The sequence below is a fragment of the Kitasatospora acidiphila genome (genome assembly GCF_006636205.1).
Taxonomy (GTDB): domain Bacteria; phylum Actinomycetota; class Actinomycetes; order Streptomycetales; family Streptomycetaceae; genus Kitasatospora; species Kitasatospora acidiphila.
Genome location: NZ_VIGB01000003.1, coordinates 844427 through 861449, shown reverse-complemented (window position 1 = coordinate 861449; position 17023 = coordinate 844427). Strand labels below are relative to the sequence as shown.

General features: G+C 73.1%; 18 protein-coding genes and 1 riboswitch. Of the genes, 6 read left to right on the top strand and 12 right to left on the bottom strand.

Annotated features, from left to right (window positions below):
* Nucleotides 1-80 precede the first annotated feature (80 nt).
* Nucleotides 81-938, bottom strand: a complete 858-nt coding sequence (locus E6W39_RS04740) for an isocitrate lyase/PEP mutase family protein (protein WP_141632411.1) — start codon at nucleotides 936-938, stop codon at nucleotides 81-83.
* Between the two features lie 41 nt (nucleotides 939-979).
* Here E6W39_RS04740 and E6W39_RS41035 point away from each other — a divergent pair, with 41 nt between their 5' ends.
* Nucleotides 980-2326 (top strand): ADP-ribosylglycohydrolase family protein, encoded by a 1347-nt coding sequence (locus E6W39_RS41035; protein ID WP_220140163.1) that lies wholly within the window; start codon nucleotides 980-982, stop codon nucleotides 2324-2326.
* 82 nt (nucleotides 2327-2408) lie between these two features.
* Here E6W39_RS41035 and E6W39_RS04730 read toward each other — a convergent pair whose 3' ends face one another.
* Nucleotides 2409-3311, bottom strand: a complete 903-nt coding sequence (locus tag E6W39_RS04730; RefSeq protein WP_141632410.1) for a DMT family transporter — start codon at nucleotides 3309-3311, stop codon at nucleotides 2409-2411.
* Between the two features lie 71 nt (nucleotides 3312-3382).
* A complete protein-coding gene (locus E6W39_RS04725; protein ID WP_228717969.1) occupies nucleotides 3383-3931 on the bottom strand; it encodes a winged helix-turn-helix domain-containing protein in 549 nt (182 codons plus the stop codon).
* A gap of 78 nt (nucleotides 3932-4009) precedes the next feature.
* On the opposite strand from E6W39_RS04725, the gene def reads away from it, so the two are divergent.
* Nucleotides 4010-4732, top strand: a complete 723-nt coding sequence (def, locus tag E6W39_RS04720; RefSeq protein ID WP_141632409.1) for a peptide deformylase — start codon at nucleotides 4010-4012, stop codon at nucleotides 4730-4732.
* On the opposite strand, the gene E6W39_RS04715 is transcribed toward def, so the two are convergent.
* From E6W39_RS04715 to E6W39_RS43415, 4 genes are all read right to left on the bottom strand, one after another.
* On the bottom strand, nucleotides 4729-5103 hold the full coding sequence (locus tag E6W39_RS04715) for a YciI family protein (RefSeq protein ID WP_141632408.1): 375 nt from the start codon (nucleotides 5101-5103) through the stop codon (nucleotides 4729-4731). The two genes, def and E6W39_RS04715, sit on opposite strands and share 4 nt — an antisense overlap.
* Nucleotides 4985-5488, bottom strand: a complete 504-nt coding sequence (locus E6W39_RS04710; protein ID WP_141632407.1) for an NUDIX domain-containing protein — start codon at nucleotides 5486-5488, stop codon at nucleotides 4985-4987. The genes E6W39_RS04715 and E6W39_RS04710 overlap by 119 nt, the downstream gene beginning before the upstream one ends.
* Nucleotides 5489-5517: 29 nt before the next feature.
* A complete protein-coding gene (locus E6W39_RS04705) occupies nucleotides 5518-5937 on the bottom strand; it encodes a YchJ family protein (protein WP_141632406.1) in 420 nt (139 codons plus the stop codon).
* 83 nt (nucleotides 5938-6020) lie between these two features.
* A complete protein-coding gene (locus tag E6W39_RS43415) occupies nucleotides 6021-7061 on the bottom strand; it encodes a LysM peptidoglycan-binding domain-containing protein (protein WP_141632405.1) in 1041 nt (346 codons plus the stop codon).
* Nucleotides 7062-7067: 6 nt separating this feature from the next.
* Nucleotides 7068-7230: riboswitch (cyclic di-AMP (ydaO/yuaA leader) on the bottom strand.
* A 274-nt stretch (nucleotides 7231-7504) separates the two neighbouring features.
* Between E6W39_RS43415 and E6W39_RS04695 the strand changes: the two genes are divergently transcribed.
* Nucleotides 7505-7930: a PPOX class F420-dependent oxidoreductase gene (locus E6W39_RS04695; RefSeq protein WP_141632404.1), complete on the top strand. Its 426-nt coding sequence runs from the start codon at nucleotides 7505-7507 to the stop codon at nucleotides 7928-7930.
* Nucleotides 7931-8095: 165 nt separating this feature from the next.
* On the opposite strand, the gene E6W39_RS39080 is transcribed toward E6W39_RS04695, so the two are convergent.
* A complete protein-coding gene (locus tag E6W39_RS39080; RefSeq protein ID WP_181799099.1) occupies nucleotides 8096-8542 on the bottom strand; it encodes an SRPBCC family protein in 447 nt (148 codons plus the stop codon).
* A 144-nt stretch (nucleotides 8543-8686) separates the two neighbouring features.
* On the opposite strand from E6W39_RS39080, the gene E6W39_RS04685 reads away from it, so the two are divergent.
* Nucleotides 8687-9109 carry a MarR family winged helix-turn-helix transcriptional regulator gene (locus tag E6W39_RS04685; RefSeq protein ID WP_228717967.1) on the top strand — a complete coding sequence of 141 codons (423 nt, stop codon included), beginning with the start codon at nucleotides 8687-8689 and terminating at the stop codon, nucleotides 9107-9109.
* A 7-nt stretch (nucleotides 9110-9116) separates the two neighbouring features.
* On the opposite strand, the gene E6W39_RS04680 is transcribed toward E6W39_RS04685, so the two are convergent.
* The 3 genes from E6W39_RS04680 to E6W39_RS42660 all read right to left on the bottom strand — a co-directional run bounded on the left by E6W39_RS04680 (nucleotide 9117) and on the right by E6W39_RS42660 (nucleotide 11867).
* On the bottom strand, nucleotides 9117-10124 hold the full coding sequence (locus E6W39_RS04680) for a hypothetical protein (protein WP_141632402.1): 1008 nt from the start codon (nucleotides 10122-10124) through the stop codon (nucleotides 9117-9119).
* Nucleotides 10121-11596 carry an AMP-binding protein gene (locus E6W39_RS04675; RefSeq protein ID WP_141632401.1) on the bottom strand — a complete coding sequence of 492 codons (1476 nt, stop codon included), beginning with the start codon at nucleotides 11594-11596 and terminating at the stop codon, nucleotides 10121-10123. Before E6W39_RS04675 ends, E6W39_RS04680 begins: the two co-directional genes overlap by 4 nt.
* 145 nt (nucleotides 11597-11741) lie before the next feature.
* Nucleotides 11742-11867 (bottom strand): hypothetical protein, encoded by a 126-nt coding sequence (locus E6W39_RS42660; protein ID WP_267286670.1) that lies wholly within the window; start codon nucleotides 11865-11867, stop codon nucleotides 11742-11744.
* A gap of 233 nt (nucleotides 11868-12100) precedes the next feature.
* On the opposite strand from E6W39_RS42660, the gene E6W39_RS04670 reads away from it, so the two are divergent.
* Both E6W39_RS04670 and E6W39_RS04665 read left to right on the top strand, forming a co-directional pair.
* Nucleotides 12101-13747, top strand: a complete 1647-nt coding sequence (locus E6W39_RS04670) for an APC family permease (protein ID WP_228717966.1) — start codon at nucleotides 12101-12103, stop codon at nucleotides 13745-13747.
* Nucleotides 13748-13872: 125 nt separating this feature from the next.
* On the top strand, nucleotides 13873-16248 hold the full coding sequence (locus tag E6W39_RS04665; RefSeq protein WP_141632400.1) for a SpoIIE family protein phosphatase: 2376 nt from the start codon (nucleotides 13873-13875) through the stop codon (nucleotides 16246-16248).
* 252 nt (nucleotides 16249-16500) lie between these two features.
* On the opposite strand, the gene E6W39_RS04660 is transcribed toward E6W39_RS04665, so the two are convergent.
* The gene (locus tag E6W39_RS04660; protein ID WP_220140162.1) at nucleotides 16501-17016 is read right to left on the bottom strand and encodes a pyridoxamine 5'-phosphate oxidase family protein; all 516 of its coding nucleotides are present in this window, start codon (nucleotides 17014-17016) and stop codon (nucleotides 16501-16503) included.
* Nucleotides 17017-17023 lie beyond the last annotated feature (7 nt).

The window sequence follows — 17023 nt, the reverse complement described above, 5'->3', positions numbered from 1 at the left end:
AGTTGACGATCGCCCATCGTCAACCTGTTCTTGACGCCTGTTCCAGATGTGCTCCCGGGGGTAGGGCCCGATGCGGCGGCTCAGGGCCAGTCCGGGCCCGGGGCGCTGAGGAGGGCGTTGACGGTGGCGTAGGGCAGGGCGTCGGTGAGGGCGGCGAAGGAGCCGGTGTGCTGGATGTCCCGGGCCGCGTGCAGGGTGGCGGTGAGGGCCACCCGGGAGAGGCCGGAGCCCAGGCTGATCCGGCGCGCGCCCAGCTCACCGAGCTGATCCACCGTCAACGTCAGCAGCGGCCCGGCGGCCAGGACACTGACCGGGCGGGACACGGCGGCGCAGACGGCCCGCACCGACTCCGCGTCGGGCAGTCCGGGGGCGAAGAGCACATCCGCGCCCGCCTCTTCGAAGGCCTGCAGGCGGCGGATGGTGTCGTCCAGATCGGGCTGCCCGTAGAGGAAGTTCTCGGCCCGCGCGGTCAGCGTGAACGGGAAGTCGAGCTCACGCGCCGCCAGCACCGCCGCCCGCACCCGCGCCACCGCCTCGGCGAACGGGTACAGCGGCGCCTGCGGATCGCCCGTCGCGTCCTCGATCGAGCCGCCGACCAGCCCGGCATCGGCGGCGAGCCGGATGGTCTCGGCGACGTGCTCGGGCCCGGCCCCGAAGCCGCCCTCCAGGTCGGCGGAGACCGGCAGATGGGTGGCGCCCACCAGCGCCCGCGCGTTGGCGAGGGTCTCCTCGCGCCGCACCAGGTTGGCCCCGTCGGGCCGCCCGAGGCTGCTGGCCAGCCCGCCGCTGGTGCCGGCCAGCGCCTGGTAGCCGAGCCCGGTCAGCAGGCTGGCCGTGCCGGCGTCCCACACATTGGGCATGACGAAGGCACCCGGCGCGGCATGCAGATCACGGAAGGCGAGCGCGCGCTGGAGCTGGTCATCGGGGTTGAGCGACACGGTGGTTCCTCTCGCAGGTGACGGTGAGATTATGTCTGCTGATGTCTGATCACTTCTCTTCTTCGACCGATTCGACCACTTCCTGGAGCTCCTTCAATCACCGTGCCGCCGCGCGCGACTCGCTGTACGGCGTGGCCGTGGGCGATGCGTACGGCGCCCAGCACTTCGTCCCCGAGACCCTGGCCGTGCTCCGCGCGGGTGACCTGCCCGCCGCCCCCTGGCCCTGGACCGACGACGCCGAGATGGCCTGCTCGGTCTTCGCCGCGCTCCGGCTGCGCGGCACCGTCGACCAGCGGGAACTAGACCACTCCTTCGCCGAGCACCACGACTTCGACCGCGGCTATGGCGCGGCGATGAACCAGCTGCTCCGCGAGAGCCGGGAGAGCGGGTGGCAGCAGGAGCGGGCCGCCAAGCTGTTCGACGGACAGGGTTCCTGGGGGAACGGCGCGGCGATGCGGGTCGCACCGCTCGGCGCCTGGTTCGCGGTCGACCCGGCGGAGGCGGCCTGGCAGGCCGCACGCTCGGCGGAGGTGACGCACACCCACCCCGAGGCGGTCGCCGGCACGGTGGCCGTGGCGGTCGCGGCGGCGGTGGCGGCCGGCAGCCGAGGGCGCCTGCCGGCCCCCGAGGAGCTGCTGCGCCCGGTGATCGAGCTGACCCCGGCGGGCCGGATCCGGGACGCGATCTGCGAGGCCCTGGAGCTGACCGCGCAGCCCCATGAGGAGCTGGCCGAACACAAGTTGGGCAACGGGCGCAACGTCAGCGCGTTCGACACCGTGCCGTTCACGCTCTGGTGCGCCGCCCGGCACCTGGACGACTTCGCCGCCGGGCTGCGGGCGACCGCCTCGGCCGGCGGCGATGTGGACACCACCTGCGCGATCGTCGGCGGAATCCTGGCGGCCCGGTTGGGAGTTGCGGGCATCCCCGGGGAGTGGCTGGCCGCCGTCGAGCAACTGCCCGACTGGGTCGAGCCCGAGAACCTCGGCGCCGACGCCGGGCCCGGCGATGTGACCCCGGTGAGGCCGATACTGAACCCGAAGCCGCTCGCGGTGCCGGACTTGGCGTGGACGCCCGGCCAGTGGCAGCGAGTCCGGCACGGCGTGCAGCCGTCGGGCATGGAGGAGAAGTGGCAGGCGGTCCTCGACGGCAACCGACTCCTGATCTTCCGTAGCTGGACGGGCAATTGCATCTTCACGGTGGACATCGAGCCGGTCGGGAGCGGCGCCCGGCCGGTGGCGGCGTGGGTGGAGTCGGCCCGCGACCGCTACCGGGGCGGGACGGCGGAGGCGGAGGCCGTCTTCCTGGAGGTCCTGCTGGAGCAGTTCTTCGGGCACCGCAACCGGCGGGATCTCTGGGATCGCTATCAGCGGCTGCGCTACGGGAGTTGACCTGTCACGGCCTCAACTCGCGTTTCGGGAGTTGACCTGCCACGGCCTCAACTCGCGTTTCGGGAGTTGACCTGCCACGGCCTCAACTGCGGCGTCGCGACAGGGCGACGCCGCCCAGGCAGAGGCAGCCGCCCAGCAGGGTGAGCCAGCCGGGCACCTCGCCGAGGGCGGCCCAGGACATCAGGACCACCAGGGCCGGCACGGCGTAGGTGGTCGCGCCCATCCGTCCGGCGGTGCTCCGGGACAGGGCGTAGGCCCAGACGCCGAAGGCCAGCGCGGTCGGGAACAGGCCCAGGTAGACCAGGTCCAGGTCGGCGGAGAGCGGGGCGCGGTGCAACTGGTGGAGCAGCGAGGGGGTGAACGGCAGGCAGGCGACGGTGCCGATCAGGCAGCCGAAGGCGGTCACCTGGAGGGCGGTGCCGTGCCGGAGCGCGGGCTTCTGGGCCACCACACCGCCCGCGTAGAGCAGCGCGGCCAGCAGGCAGAGCAGCACTCCGAGGACGGACGAGCCATGCCCGCTGCCGCTGCTGGATACGCCCACCACCACCGCCCCGGCGAACGAGACCGCCATCCCGGCGAGCAGGCCGCGCGGGAAGCCCTCCTTGAGCACCAGCCCGCCGAGCAGCGCGATCGCCAGCGGGCCGATGTTGACCACCATCGCGGCGGTGCCCGCATCGACCTTCTGCTCACCCCAGTTGAGCGCCACCATGTAGAGCCCGAACCAGAGCAGCCCCGACACCACGATGCCCGGCCAGGCGCCGCGTCGGGGCAGCCCCTCCCGGCGTAACGCCCAGACGGCGAGCAGCGCCACGGACCCCACCACCAGTCGGCCGAGCGCCAGTTCACCGGGGCCGAAGTGTTTGGCGGCGGTGCGGATCGCCACGAAGGCGGAGGCCCAGAGCAGCACGGCGACGGCGGCCGCGGCCACCGCCTTGGTGTCGAGTCCGTCGAATCGGCTGCCTGCGGGGGTGGTTGGGAGGTCCATGGCTGCGAAGCTAGCCAGTGGCAGCGCGTTTGAACAGGGGTTTTCGGCGGACCCTGGTCCGGCCAACTCGCTCACTCCGCTGGTTCGGGCAGCAGTGGGAAGAGCCGGGTGATGGCGGCGACCGGGCGGGCGGTGGCGGGCCGGTTGGCCGGGTCGGCCTCGCGGTGCTGGAACTCGGCGAGCAGTCGGCGCACCGAGTCGGCGACCCGGCCGAGCTCCTCGGGGGTCAGATAGACGACCGAGCTGAAGGCCTCGTCCTGCCGCCACTGCGGCTCCGCCTGCTCGCGGCGGGCCAGCCAGCGCTGGTAGCTCTCGTCCTCCAGGCGCCGTGCCAGCTGGTCGAACTGAGCCGTCGGCGGCTCGTCGCCGGCGGCCTGCCGCAGGCGCCAGGGGCGGGCCCGGCCACCGCTGGTGGGCACCGGCTCGATCCGGCCGTGGCGGGCCAGTTGGCGCAGGTGGAACGAGCAGAGGCCGGAGCTGTAGCCGAGCCGCTGGGCCGCCAGGGTGGCGGTCACGGCGCCCTCGGCCGCCAGCAGCCGGAGCAGCGCGGTGCGCACCTCGTGGTCCGGCAGTCCGTCAGAGGCCGTGCCGGGGGCGGGAGCTGCGAGATCTTCAGTCACTTTGCAAAGTCTGCTACTTTGCAAAGCCCGTTGGCAAGCACGCCAGCACGATGGTTGGCCGAGGAGAGGGAGTCGCCGATGTCCGAATCGCCCGAGGACGTGCAGGTGTTGGAGGAGTTCGAGCGGCCCGGCGGCGGAGTGCGAGTGCACCTGCAAGGCCAACCGGTGGACGGATACCCGGTGTTGCCGCCGGAGGCCGCGCGGGGTTCGGTGCTGCGGATCACCGAGCTCGGGGAGGAGATCCTGCACCGGCCGTGCCGCCCGGCGGACGCCGAGTTCGGCACCCCGGAGCTGGCCCGGCTGATCGACGACATGTTCGCCACCATGTACATCGCCGCCGGCGCGGGCCTGGCGGCCAACCAAGTGGACGTCGACCTCCGGCTGTTCGTCTACGACTGCCTGGACGAGGACGGCGTCCGGCACGTCGGCCACATCCTCAACCCGGTGATCGAGGAGGACACGGCGGCACGCGGGCGCCGCCTGATCGAGGACGTCGAGGGCTGCCTCTCCGTCCCCGGTGCGACGATGGACGTCGCCAGGCCGGCGCACACCGTGATGCACGGCTACGACAAGGACGGAAAGCCGCTCACCATCGAGGGGTTCGGATACTTCGCGCGCTGCCTGCAGCACGAGGCCGACCACCTCGACGGCCGGCTCTACGTCGACCGGCTCGCCAAGCGGGATCGCAAGGACGCGCTGCGGCAGATGACCGAGCGCCGGACCGAGGTGTTCGCCAAGCGGCAGGCGCTGACCGCGAAGCTGATGGGCAGCCGGGACCGGGCGGCCCGCCCGGTGGACTAGAGCCGTGCGGCGAGACAGCCGAGCACCGGACTCCACTGCTCGATCCGGACGTGGCTGAGCACGCCCGCCTCCGCGTACGGGTCGTGATCCACCATCTCCCGTACCTCGGCTTCGTCCTTGGCCCGGAAGACGAGCAGCCCGCCGGTGTCACTGGTCAACGGCCCGCACAAGGCGATCCGGCCATCGTCGGCCAGTTCGGCCAGGTACTCCCGGTGCGTGGGCCGGCTCGTGTGGCGGCCCCCGGGGAACGCCCTAGTCGCCGGTCCGCTGCGGCGGGAGGTGCAGGTAGGCGGCCCGGCCGGTGTCCCGGGCGCGGGCCACGGCCTCGACCAGGGCGAGTCGGGGTGGGGTGAGCACGGTGCGCCACTCACTGAGTGGGCGGACGGCGAACTCGGTGTGCTCGGCCGGGTCGAGGGCGAGGCCGGCCAACTGCTCGGCCGTGAGGGTGCCGCCGTCGAAGACCACCCCGACCTTGAACGGCCACTCGCCCGCGGCCGCCACGAAGAGCAGGGCGAGCAGCGGCGGGGCAGGCTGGGTCGGCAGCAGCAGACCGGTCTCCTCGCGGACCTCCCGGCGGGCGCTGTCCCACGGGTCGCTGCCGAACTCCAGGTTGCCCCCGGCGAATTGCCACACGTCCGGGTCGTAGACGGACTTCAGCAGCAGTGGGTGTCCGTCGCCGTCGGTGAAGTGCACGGCAGCGAACACGATGCCGTGCGGCAGGGTGCGCAGATGGTCGGCGAGCGGCAGTTGGGCCATCGCGGATCCTTTCGGCGGGTGGTCTGTGCTCAGTCCTCGGAGTGGTCGCCGTCCAGGTAGACCCAGGCGCCGTCGTGGCGGACGAAGCGGCTGTTCTCGTGCAGACTGCCGGACCGGCCGCGCTCGCGGAAGTGGGCGCGGAACTCCACCGTGCCGGCGGTGTGGAACGGGCCGCCCTCGGTGCTGCCCAGGATCTCCAGCCGCTCCCAGCTGAGCCCGGGGTCGAGGTCGAGCTCGGCCGGGCGGGTGTCGGGGTGCCAACTGCGCAGCAGATAGGCGATGTCCCGGACCGCGAAGGCGCTGTAGCGCGAGCGCATCAGCTGCTCGGCGGTGGCGGCCTGGGCGAGGCCGCGGTGCAGCTTGCCGCAGCAGTCGGCGTAGGCGGCGGACAGACCGCAGGGGCAGGTGGTGGGCTGGGCGGCTGGCTTGGCGGCGGTGCGTCGGGACATGACTCCATTGTGACGGGCCGTGGGGAGTGCACTCGCACAGCCCATGGCCCACAGCCCGTCAGATGATCAGAGGAGGAGGCTGATCAGGGGAACTGGAGGTGCTGGCCCGGGAGGATCAGGTTCGGGTCGGCACCGACCACGTCGGCGTTGTGCTGGTAGAACTGCTGCCAGCCGTCCAGGTGGTGGGTGTAGGCGATCTCCGAGAGGCAGTCGCCGGGCTGCACCGTGTAGCCGCCGGTGGTGGGCAGCGCGGTGGTGGGCGTGCCGGGCGCCTGGGTGCCGGGCGGCGCGGGCTGCGGCGTGCCGGTCTGCTGCGGGGGCGCGGCGGGTGCAGCGGGCGCCGGTACGGCGGCGGACGGCCCGGTGGGCGCCGCGGCGGTGCTGGGGGCTGCCGGGGCGGGGGTGCCGGCCTGGGCCGGGGTGCTGGGGGCGGTGGTGGCCGTCGGGGCGCCCGCAGTGGCGGGGGTGCTCGGGGTTGCCGGGGCGCTCGGGGCGGCGTTGCCGGGTGCGGCGGGCGCCGGGGTGGCCGGGCTCGCGGGCGCTGCGGGGTTCGTCCACGCGGGCGGGGCCGCCGAAGCGCCGGGCAGGCCGGGCGCGCCGGGCAGGCTGGGCGTGCCCGGGGAGGTCGGTGTGCCCGGCGTGGCGGGCGTGCTCGGTGCGGCGCTCGGCGCGTTCGGCGCGCTCACCGGAGGAGTCGCCGGAGCACCCGGCGTGCTGGGCGTACCGGGGCCGCCCTGCGAGTTGCCCGGCGCCGTCAGACCGGCCGTGACCGCGCACTGCCCCCAGGTACCCGGCCCCCGGTCCTCGAACAGCGCCTCGGCCACCTCGATCTGCTGCTGGCGGGTGGCGTGCGAGGGCTCGGCGCCGTACTCGTCGCCGCCGTAGTGGTCCCACTGGCGCTGGGTGAGGTGGAGCCCGCCGTAGTAGCCGTTGCCGGTGTCCATGGTCCAGGTGCTGCCGGTCTCGCACTGGGCGACGGCGTCCCAGGTGCTGGCCGGGGCGGCGTGCGCGCCGGTGGCGGCGAGCAGCGGCAGCGCCAGCCCGGCGCCCGCCACGGTGGCCGCCGCGACGGCCCGTTCGGTCTGGGTCGGGCGGCGATGGCGGCCAGGGCCGGTGAAGACCATGGGTCTGTTTCCTCTCCGCACGCCTGCGAGGTGAGCTGTCGGGTTCGGGCCGGGAGGTTGGCCCGGCCGCCCGACCGGACGGATCCGGTGGGCGGCTTCACCCCTAGCCGCGCGGGACGGCACTGAACCTGGGTCCCCCGCTCCTGCCCTGACGTGGTGTGGTGGTCTGGATCCCGGGCGCGGTGGGCAGGACTAGGCGTGCCGCGCTCGGGTGCCGGCAGATGCCGGCTGGCAGGCAGACTAGACGGATCATCATCGTGGTAACAACCCCGCATCGTGGACATCACACGCTCATCACGTGGAGTCTTGGACATGCTGTGCAGGATGTACTGGGACAGCGGAGGCCGCGTGGATCGTTGATGCCCGAGGTCGACCCGCTGGTTGCCGTCCAGTTCGTGTCGAGACTGTGTCGAGTTCATGTCGAGGAGCGGAGGAGAGGTCTGATGGCCGACGAAGCCAGGATGCGTGAGCTGTTCGCATCGGGGAAGCGCGGTGTGCTGGTCACCATCAAGCGGGACGGGCGCCCGCAGATGTCCAATGTCTTCTATGTCTACGATCAGGAGCAGGGCTTGATCCGGGTCTCGGTCACCGCGGATCGCGCCAAGGCCAAGAACGCGGCCCGTGACCCGCGCGTCAGCCTCCATGTGGCCAGCCCGGACTTCTTCACCTGGGCGGTCGCCGAGGGCACGGCCGAGCTGACGCCCGTCGCCCAGGCGCCGGATGACGACACGGTGGCGCAGCTGGTCGACTACTACCGGGCCGGGGTCGGTGAGCACCCCGACTGGGCGGAGTTCCGCGCAGCGATGGTCGAGGAGCGCCGCCAGCTGCTGACGCTGCGGGTCGAGCGGTTCTACGGGCAGACGCCCTGACGCTGACGAACCGGGGTGCCGCCGACTGCGCCAAGCGCAGACGGCGGCGCCCCGGCGCGCGGCCCTGGCAGCCGAGCGCCTCGTGCCCCGGGGCTCAATCGAGCGCCACCTGCCCCAGCGCCCCATGCTCCCTGGCTCAACCGTGCGCCACGTGCGCCCCCGCCCTCAGCCCAGCGCCTCGCGGCTGAGGGCGAGCGTGGTCTCGATGGCCTTCACATAACCCGCGTGCATCCGGTCCGCCACGGCGTCCTCATCGGGGCCGCCGCCGAGGTCCACCTCGGCCCGGAAGGTGAGCAGCAGCTCGCCGTCGGCGCCCTCCTCGATGTCGTTGTGGATCACCCAGCGGGCCCGCTCGTCGTCGCGGTAGAAGCTGACCCGGGTCATGGGCTCGAAGACCACCGTCTCGCGCACCCGCTCGCCGTGGAAGACCACCTCGCGGACCAGACCGTTCGCCGTCCGCTCCAGCACCCGGCACTCGTCCATCGCGGCCACGAACGGCACGGCGTTCTCCGCCTTGCGGACCAGGCCGGCCCAGATCGCCGCACGGTCCAACGCGGTCCGGTCGCCGCGCTGCGGGTCGTTGGCTCGCACACTCGCACTGATGGCGCGCATGACTGGCTCCCCCTTCGTCTGCCGGAACCCGGCTTGTGGCCTCTCGTGGCCGATTGCTTGTACGGCCAAGTAAATCCCCAAACCGCCCTCAGAACAAGGGGGTATCGAATAAGAGCGCCAGGCGATTGGGCGTACAATCAACGGGTGCCTGCCATACGAGACACCACAAGTCATGCGATCGCCCGGGTCTCCCGCCTGCATCGCGCCGCGGCGGAGCGGTTGCTGCGCCGCTCCGGTCTGCATGCCGGGCAGGAGCTGCTGATGATGCTGCTCTGGGATCACGGGCCGCTGCCGCAGGGCGAGTTGATCGAGCAGCTGGGCCTGGACGCCTCCACGGTGACCAGGATGGTGCAGCGGCTTGAGCAGTCCGGCTTCGTGCGCCGCAGCCGCAGCGCGACCGATCGCCGCGCCGTCATCGTGGCGCCGACGGCGGCGGCGCAGGCGTTGCGCGAGCAGGTCGGCGAGATCTGGGGCGAGCTGGAGGGGGTGACCCTGGCGGGCCTCTCGGCAGCCGAACAGGGGGAGCTGGCGCGTCTGTTGAGCCTGGTGGAGCACAATCTGACGTGACGTCGACTCACCGCTGGCGCACCGCCGTCGGCGTCCGACCGAGGCGGCGGGCGTCGCGGCGGGCCCGGCCCGGGGTCGCGCCGACGCCCACCACCCGGTCGTCGTGCACCGCCAGCCAGCAGTCGTCGGGCAGGCCGGGCGCCGCGGTGGCCCGCAGCGCCGCCTCGGCCGGGTTGACCGGCGGCGGGGCGGGCTCGCGGGCGCCGGAGTGCCACTCGGCCCAGCTGCGCTCCCGCCCGCAGCGCTGCCGCCAGTACAGCTGCTGCGCCACGATCAGCGGGCCGAGCGCGGCGAGCAGCGGAAAGCCGGTGGTCAGGACGTGGGTTGCGAAGAGCGCGCTGACCGCGCTGACCACGGCCAGCCCCACCGCGGCGGCCAGCAGTGCGGCCCGGCGGCCGTACGCCTTGGCGGCGGCGAGCGGGAAGAGCACCAGGAGCAGCAGGTCTCCCAGGCCCAGCGAGACCGGCAGCGCGCCGCGGGTGAGCGCCAGTTGCGGGGCGAACGGCTGCCCCTGCACCTCGGCGGCGAACCGCAGGGTGACCGGGGTGAGCGTGGTGGCCACCAGGTCGTAGACCGCCAACACGGCGGCGAGCGCGGCGACATGGGCGGCCCGCATGCCGCTCTGCACCCACAGGTTGGCCACCCCGACGACCGCGATCAGCAGCAGCGCGTCGGTGGCGGCGAGCACCCCGGTGGGGGAAGCGTGCAGGGCGAGGGTGGTGCCGACCGCGGCGGCGGCCAGCAGCCACGCCCAGCGGCCGCCGAGCAGCGGGGCGAGGGTGAACTGCGCGGCGGTGCCCAGCACCACGCCGAAGACCGTCACCACCACGGGAGTCGGCAGCGCGAGATCCAGCAGCGGGGCCAGCACCACACCGACGCAGACCACGGCGACGTCCCCGGCCGTGTGGACGCCGACGGGCGGTCGGGGGATCCGGATCCGGGCCAGGTAGCCGAGCGCGAGGGCGATAGCGACGGCGGTGACGCCGCTGAGCGCGGCCAGGGCGGTGGTGTTCATGAGCGGCCGGCCAGGCGGGTCGGGCGGCTCGGCGACGGGCCGAGGTCCGCGAAGCCGTGCTCGCGCAGATCGGCGCGGAGCGGGACGGTGGGCGGCATGGACTCGCGGTCGTCGTACAGCCGGATCGCGGCCAGCGGCAGGCCGGCGGCGGTGGCGCCGTCCTCCAGGCGCCCGAGCAGGGCGGCCGACGGCAGCCGGCGGACCAGCACGTGCAGCACCGCGCCACCGGGCTCGTCGGTCAGTGCGTATCTGGTGGGCAGCGGCACGTCGGGTTCGGCCTCCAGCAGGTCGAGCAGGTCCCGGGTGGGCAGGACGGCACTGAGCGGGCCACTCCAGCGGCCGACGATGTCCGAGGTGGCCGGCAGCTCGGCCAGCTCGCAGTCGAGCGGCCCGGCGGGCAGCCGGACCAGGTCGCCGGTGGCGTAGCGCAGCAGCAGGGTGCACTCCCGGTACGGCACATACGGCGTGTGCACCAGCATGCCGACGGCGCCGGGCGCGGTCGGCTCCCAGCTCTGCGGATCCAGCACCTCCAGGTGGCCGAACTCGGTGCCGTGGTGCAGATGCCCCTGCGAGCACGGGGCCGCGCCGGCGGGCACCAGCTCGGTCATCAAGTAGGAGTTGGCCACCTGGCCGCCCAGGGTGGCGGCGGCCCGCTCCCGCAGCGGCGTGGAGAGCACTTCGCCGCCGATGCTGATCAGCCGCAGCCCGAAGTCCTCACTGCGCCAGCCGCCGCGCTCGGCTTGCGCCACCAGGGCGGCCAAGTAGGAGGCGGAGGTGGTGAGATGGGTGATCTGCGGGGCCTTGCCGGGCAGGCCGAGCGGGGTGGCCAGCCGGTCGAGCGCGGACTCCGGGTCGATGGTGCCCAGTTGGACGAAGCCGGCGCCGATCCGGGTGACCGACTCCTCGGAGTTCAGCAGGGCCAGGGTGGCGCGCGAGCAGCCCGCGTAGGCCACGGTGTGCTCGGGCCGCAGACCGAGTCCGATGGCCGCCGAGATGGTGCTCAGGGCGGAGAGCAGCTCCAACTCGGTGCGGGAGAACCAGACTCCGGTGGGTGTGCCGGTGGTCCCGGTGGTGAGCGCCAGCAGCGCGGGCCGGGCCGCGGTGGAGACGAAGGCGGCGGGCAGCGAGCGGAGCGCGCGCTTGGGCGTCACCGGCACCTGGGACCAGCCGGCCAGGTCGAGGGCGGCCGGGTTGAGCCCCAACTGGTCGAAGACCTGGCGGTAGTAGGCGGTGTGCCGGACCGCGGCCCGGGCGGTGGCCCGCAGGCTGCGGGTGGTGATGGTGCGGCGCACCGCCGGGTCGACGGCCGCCCGCTGGCCGGGCAGCAGCGCGGTGTCGTCGCCCGGTTCGCCGAACTCGGCGAGGGTGGCTAGCAGTTCGCGGGCGATCCGGTCGAGGTCCCGCGGTCGGATCGGACCGTTTCGCAACACGGCGGTGGCATACCGCAGTTGACTCAGTGCGCTGGCGAACACGGTGTCCTCTCCACAGAGATGCTCTTCGCCTGCGGGCGCGGGATGGCCTGGGCCGGGCGGGGGACCCGGTCCAGGCCGGTCCGAGCGGTCGGGCCGGTGCCCTGCGGTGGCGCGCGGCCCGACCGGGCCTGGCACGGCGACCGGGTCAGGTCATGTGCAGGAACATCGCGGCGCTGAGGGTGCTCAGGGCGTACTTCAGGTAGTGCTTGACCACGGCGGTCTCCTTCCCTGTGGTGAGCGGGCTCCCTGCGGTGTGCGAGCGGCCGGCCACGGCCCAGCGGGCCGCGGACGGCGTGGCCTGGCAGGAACGAGCAGGACGAGCCTGGCACGGGCGGCCCGATCAAAGCAACGGATGTGGACGGAAAACTGACTCATATTTATCTCAGCACATGATGCTGAGCCGGACGACTGACAGTCGCCGCCCGTGAGCGGCGCGCACCCCTCGCCCGGCCGGTGATCTGCGGCAGCGTCTGATTCGATCTGTCGTCAGTCGGGGAGGAAGCCATGGCGTCATCCATGCCCGGAGCGGTCCGACGGACCGGCGGGCGCCACGCCCTGCGCCGCGAGGTCGGGATGATCGGCCTGCTCTGGGCCTCGGTCGGGGCGATCATCGGATCCGGCTGGCTGTTCGGCGCCGAGAAGGCGGTCCGGGCAGCCGGGCCCGCTTCCCTGATCTCCTGGGGCGTCGGAACGGTCGCCATCGTGCTGCTCGCCCTGGTGCACGCCGAGCTCGGCGGCCTGTTCCCGGTGGCCGGCGGCACCGCCCGCTATCCGCACTACGCCTTCGGCGGCTTCGCCGGCATGAGCTTCGGCTGGTTCACCTGGCTGCAGTCCGCCGCCACCGCGCCCATCGAGGTCCAGGCGATGATCGGCTATGCCCAGCACTGGACTTGGGCCGACGGTCTGCTCAAGAAGAGCAACCAGACCCTCACCGCCTCCGGCTTCGTGGTCGCCGCCGCGCTGCTCGCCATCTTCGTCGCGATCAACTTCCTCGGCGTCAAATGGCTGGCCAACACCAACAGCGCGGCCACCTACTGGAAGGTCGCCGTCCCGGTGCTGACCATCCTGGTCTTCGCCGGCGCCGAGTTCCACGGCGCCAACTTCCACAGCCACGGCTTCGCGCCCTACGGCGCACGCGGTGTGCTCAGCGCGATCAGCGGCAGCGGCGTGATCTTCGCGCTGCTCGGCTTCGAGCAGGCGATCCAGTGGGCCGGGGAGTCCAGCAACCCGCGCCGCGACATCCCGCGTGCCGTGATCGGCTCGGTGCTGATCGGCTCGGTCGTCTACATCATGCTCCAGGTGGTCTTCATCGGATCGCTGCCCGCCGCCACCTTCGCCGGCGGCTGGGCCAACCTCGACTACAAGGGCATCAGCGGCCCGTTCGCCGGGCTGGCCGCCCTGATCGGACTCGGCTGGATGGCCACCATCCTCTACATCGACGCGGTCATCTCGCCCGCCGGCACCGGTCTGGTCTACGTCACCTCCAGCTCCCGGATCAGCTACGGCCTCAGCCGCAACGGCTATGCCCCGCAGGCGCTCCAGGCCACCGACCGTCGCGCGGTGCCGTGGCTCGGCCTGGTGGTCGCCTGGGTCGCCGGCGTGCTGTGCTTCCTGCCGTTCCCCAGCTGGCAGCGGCTGGTCGGCTTCATCACCTCCGCCGTGGTGCTGATGTACGCGGGCGCGCCGCTCGCCTTCGGCGTCCTGCGCCGGCGCTTCCCCGACCTGGAGCGCTCCTACCACCTGCCGGCCGGCGAGATCATCTCGCCGGTCGCCTTCGTGATCGCCAGCCTGGTCATCTACTGGTCCGGCTGGGACACCCTGTGGCGGCTGGGCGCCTCGATCCTGATCGGCTATCTGCTGCTCGGCGGCTACGCGGCCTGGGCGCGCGCCAAGCACCTGCCGGGCGCGCCGCGGATGGACTTCCGGGCCGGCCAGTGGCTCCCCGTCTACCTGGTGGGCATGGGCCTGATGTCCTGGCAGGGCCAGTTCGGCAAGGGGGCCACCGGCCGCCTGCCGCTCTGGTGGGACATCGCCCTGATCACCGGCTTCTCCCTGGTCATCTACTACTGGGCGCTGGCCGTCGCCCTGCCCGCGGAGGAGATCGAGCGCAACTTCCTCGACGTCGAGGTGATCGATGCGGGCGGCCACTGACCCCGGGGTGGTCACTGGGCGTCACGGTCAGCCGTGAAGTTGAGCCCGGCTCGGAGCGCCGCTGTGCCGCCGACCACGCCCCGGTCCAGGATGGAGGACAGGGCAGTCCCGGGAGAGGTGACGATTTGGACGACTCCCGCTTCCCGTTCCTCGACGGCGTGGCAGGGGTGCTGGTCGACGGCAGCGGCCTGGTGCTGGACTGCACCGCCGCCGCCGAACAGCTCCTCGTGGTGCCGGTGCGCGCACTGCGCGGCCGCAAACTGCGCGACCTCGTGGTGGAGCGCGGCGAAACCCTGCCCCCGGAGGGTGGCAACCCCAGCAGCTGGGCCGGGCGCGTCACCGTGCGCACCGGCGACGGCCGCCCGGTGCCGCTGGAGGTCCGGGTGCTCACGCTGCGTGGCGCGGCCCCCGAGCAGCGCGATGAGGCCCGCTACATGGTGATCGGCGCGCCGGCCCAGGAGGCCGACCGCTGGCGCCAGGACCAGGCCTTCACCCGCGAACTCTTCCTGCAGGACCGGGTCGGCCTGGCCGTGTTCGACACCGACCTGCGGATCGTCCGCACCAACACCCATCTGCTGCCCTACACCGGCGTGCCCAGCACCCTGCCGGGCCGCCGGCTCGCCGACTTCCTGCAGCCCGAGGACGCCGCCGCCATGGAGGTCCACCTGCGCGAGGTGCTGGCGACCGGGCAGCCGCTGGCGTTCGGCGAGGAGCTCGCCCGCACCCTGGTCGACCCGCGCAGCGGCCGGATGATGGCGCTCTCCGCCTTCCGCCTGCAGGCCACCGACGGCACCGTCATCGGCGTCACGGCGCTCTTCACCGACATCACCGAGCAGTACCGGTCGCGCCGCCGCCTCGCCCTGCTCCACCGGGTGACCGCCGCGGCCGCCCACTCGCTCTCCATCCTGGACAGCGCGCAGCAGATCGCCGACGCCCTGGTGCCCGACTTCGCCGAGGTCGCCGCCGTCGAACTCGCCACCCCCATCTCCACCGGCGAGGAGCCGGTACCCGGTCCCGACGGGAGGCTGCTGCTGCGCCGGGTCGCGGTCGCCGGACCGCCCGGGTCCCGCCCGGCCATCGGGGAGACCGTGCTGGTCGACGAGGAGGGGCGGACCGGACTGTCCGACCCCGCCGGCCAGACCTGGGCGATCACGGCGCCGCTGGTGGCCCGCAGGGTGCTGCTCGGCCGCATCACGCTGCGCCGGGAGCGCCGGCAGGACCGCTACGAGGCGGAGGACCGCGCGCTGATGCGGGAGATCGCCGGGCGGGTCGCCCTGGCACTGGACAACGCCCGCCGCTACACCCGGGAGCACCGGGCCGCGATCGGCCTGCAACGCAGCCTGCTGCCGCCGGCCGTCCGCTCGGTGGCCGCCGTCTCCACCGCCAGCGTCTACCTGCCCACCGACACCGTCGGCGGGGTGGGAGGCGACTGGTTCGACGTCATCCCGCTCTCCTCGGCCCGGGTCGCCCTGGTGGTCGGCGACGTCACCGGGCACGGCCTGCACGCCTCCGCCACCATGGGCCGGCTGCGCACCGCCGTGCGGACCCTGGCCGACCTGGACCTGGAACCGGACGAGCTGCTGGTGCACCTGGACGACCTGGTGGCCCAATTGCTGGTGGAATCGGCGCTGGTCGCGGACGTGGACGCGGAGAGCTCCGGGACCGGCGAGGGACACCCCGGGCGGGATGCGGGGAGCCAGGACGAGACCGCGGAGCCCGGCTCGTTCGGCGGCACCTGCCTCTACGCCGTCTACGACCCGGTCTCCCGGGTCTGCACCGTGGCCAGCGCCGGACACCCGCCGCCCGCCGTCGCCTACCCCGACGGCAGCGCCGAGATGCTGCCCGTGTCGCCGGGACCGCCGCTCGGGGTCGGCGGGCTGCCCTTCGAGTCGGCCCGGGTCGAGCTGCCCGAAGGCAGCATGCTGGCCCTCTACACCGACGGCCTGATCGAGCGCGGGGACGGCGACATCGACGCCGGGATGGTCGAGTTGCTGCACCGGCTGCGCGGCGTGCGCGGCCTGGACTGCCCGCTGCCCGAGGCCGGGGAGCGGCTGATCGCCGGGCTGCCGCCGACCCGGCTGCGCGACGACGTGACGCTGCTGCTGGCCCGCACCAAGGCGGTGCCGCCCGCCGACACCGCGGTCTGGACGGTCGAGCTGGACCCGGCCGCGGTGGCCCGGGTGCGCGAGGACGCCACCGCCGTGCTGACCTCCTGGGGACTGGCCGAACTCGCCTTCACCACCGAGCTGGTGCTGAGTGAGCTGGTCACCAACGCGATCCGGTACGGCGGCGGGCCCGTGGTGGTGCGGCTGATCCGGGCCGACACGCTGACCTGCGAGGTCTCCGACGGCAGCGCCACCCAGCCGCGGATGCGGCGCGCCCGGCTCACCGACGAGGGCGGGCGCGGGCTCTACCTGGTGGCGCAGCTGACCAGCCGGTGGGGGAGCCGGTACACCGCGTCGGGCAAGACCATCTGGACGGAGCAGGAGCTGCCGCACTGAGCCTCGCGGCAGAGAGGTGCCCGGAGACATGACAGTCCCCGGTAGATCCTCTTTCGACTTCGCGCGTCCTAGCCGTCGCTCAGGGCATCGCTGTCAATGGGACCTGCCGGGGGCCTAGCCAGGCCCTAGACAAGGAGTCGCTCGGACGGCCTACGAACGTCTTCGAGGGCGGTGCGGCTCTCTCCAGCTGTCTGGTGTACGAACCATTCTAGACCCGCGCGAGCGTTTTGGAGCGGGCGAGTTGAGGCCAATTTACGAATCACGGGACGGGAACGTCCAGCGGGTCGGGCTGCCCGTGAAGTCGCTGTCGTCGAGGGCGAAGACGGAGGCCGGGGTGACCCGGAAAGTCGCGTTCAGGGCCGGATCGAGGAAGTCCGGACCGAAGCTGGTCGCGTACTTGGCGTTGAGCGCGGCCAGGAAGTCGGCGATCTCGTCGAGGTCGGTCACCACGCTCGCGTCGCCGTCCAGCACGACCGGCTGGTGCGGATCGTCGGTGGTCACCGTGCACGCCGGGTTGGCCGCCAGATTGCGGTACTTGCGGGACGCGCGGGCGCTGCTGAACCAGAGGGCCCGCCGCAGCCAGACGCCCCAGACCGGCATCGCGTGGGGCCGCCGGTCAGGGCGCACCGTGCAGACCCAGTACTCGTGCGAGTCCGCGAGCCGGCGCTCCGCCCAGAACCACGGCAGCAGGCCGGTGCCCTGGTCGGCCGGCAGGATGCCGTAGCCGGGCATCCAGGGACGTGCTGACGTGATGTCAGAATCGTTCACCACAGCC

Coding starts and splice junctions, on each gene's coding strand:
- E6W39_RS39080 (WP_181799099.1), bottom strand. CDS start 8,542: ATGCGCGCCATCAGTGCGAGTGTGCGAGCCAACGACCCGCAGCGCGGC.
- E6W39_RS04710 (WP_141632407.1), bottom strand. CDS start 5,488: ATGGCCCAACTGCCGCTCGCCGACCATCTGCGCACCCTGCCGCACGGC.
- def (WP_141632409.1), top strand. CDS start 4,010: ATGTCCGAATCGCCCGAGGACGTGCAGGTGTTGGAGGAGTTCGAGCGG.
- E6W39_RS04705 (WP_141632406.1), bottom strand. CDS start 5,937: ATGTCCCGACGCACCGCCGCCAAGCCAGCCGCCCAGCCCACCACCTGC.
- E6W39_RS43415 (WP_141632405.1), bottom strand. CDS start 7,061: ATGGTCTTCACCGGCCCTGGCCGCCATCGCCGCCCGACCCAGACCGAA.
- E6W39_RS41035 (WP_220140163.1), top strand. CDS start 980: ATGTCTGATCACTTCTCTTCTTCGACCGATTCGACCACTTCCTGGAGC.
- E6W39_RS04680 (WP_141632402.1), bottom strand. CDS start 10,124: ATGAACACCACCGCCCTGGCCGCGCTCAGCGGCGTCACCGCCGTCGCT.
- E6W39_RS04695 (WP_141632404.1), top strand. CDS start 7,505: ATGGCCGACGAAGCCAGGATGCGTGAGCTGTTCGCATCGGGGAAGCGC.
- E6W39_RS04730 (WP_141632410.1), bottom strand. CDS start 3,311: ATGGACCTCCCAACCACCCCCGCAGGCAGCCGATTCGACGGACTCGAC.
- E6W39_RS04670 (WP_228717966.1), top strand. CDS start 12,101: ATGGCGTCATCCATGCCCGGAGCGGTCCGACGGACCGGCGGGCGCCAC.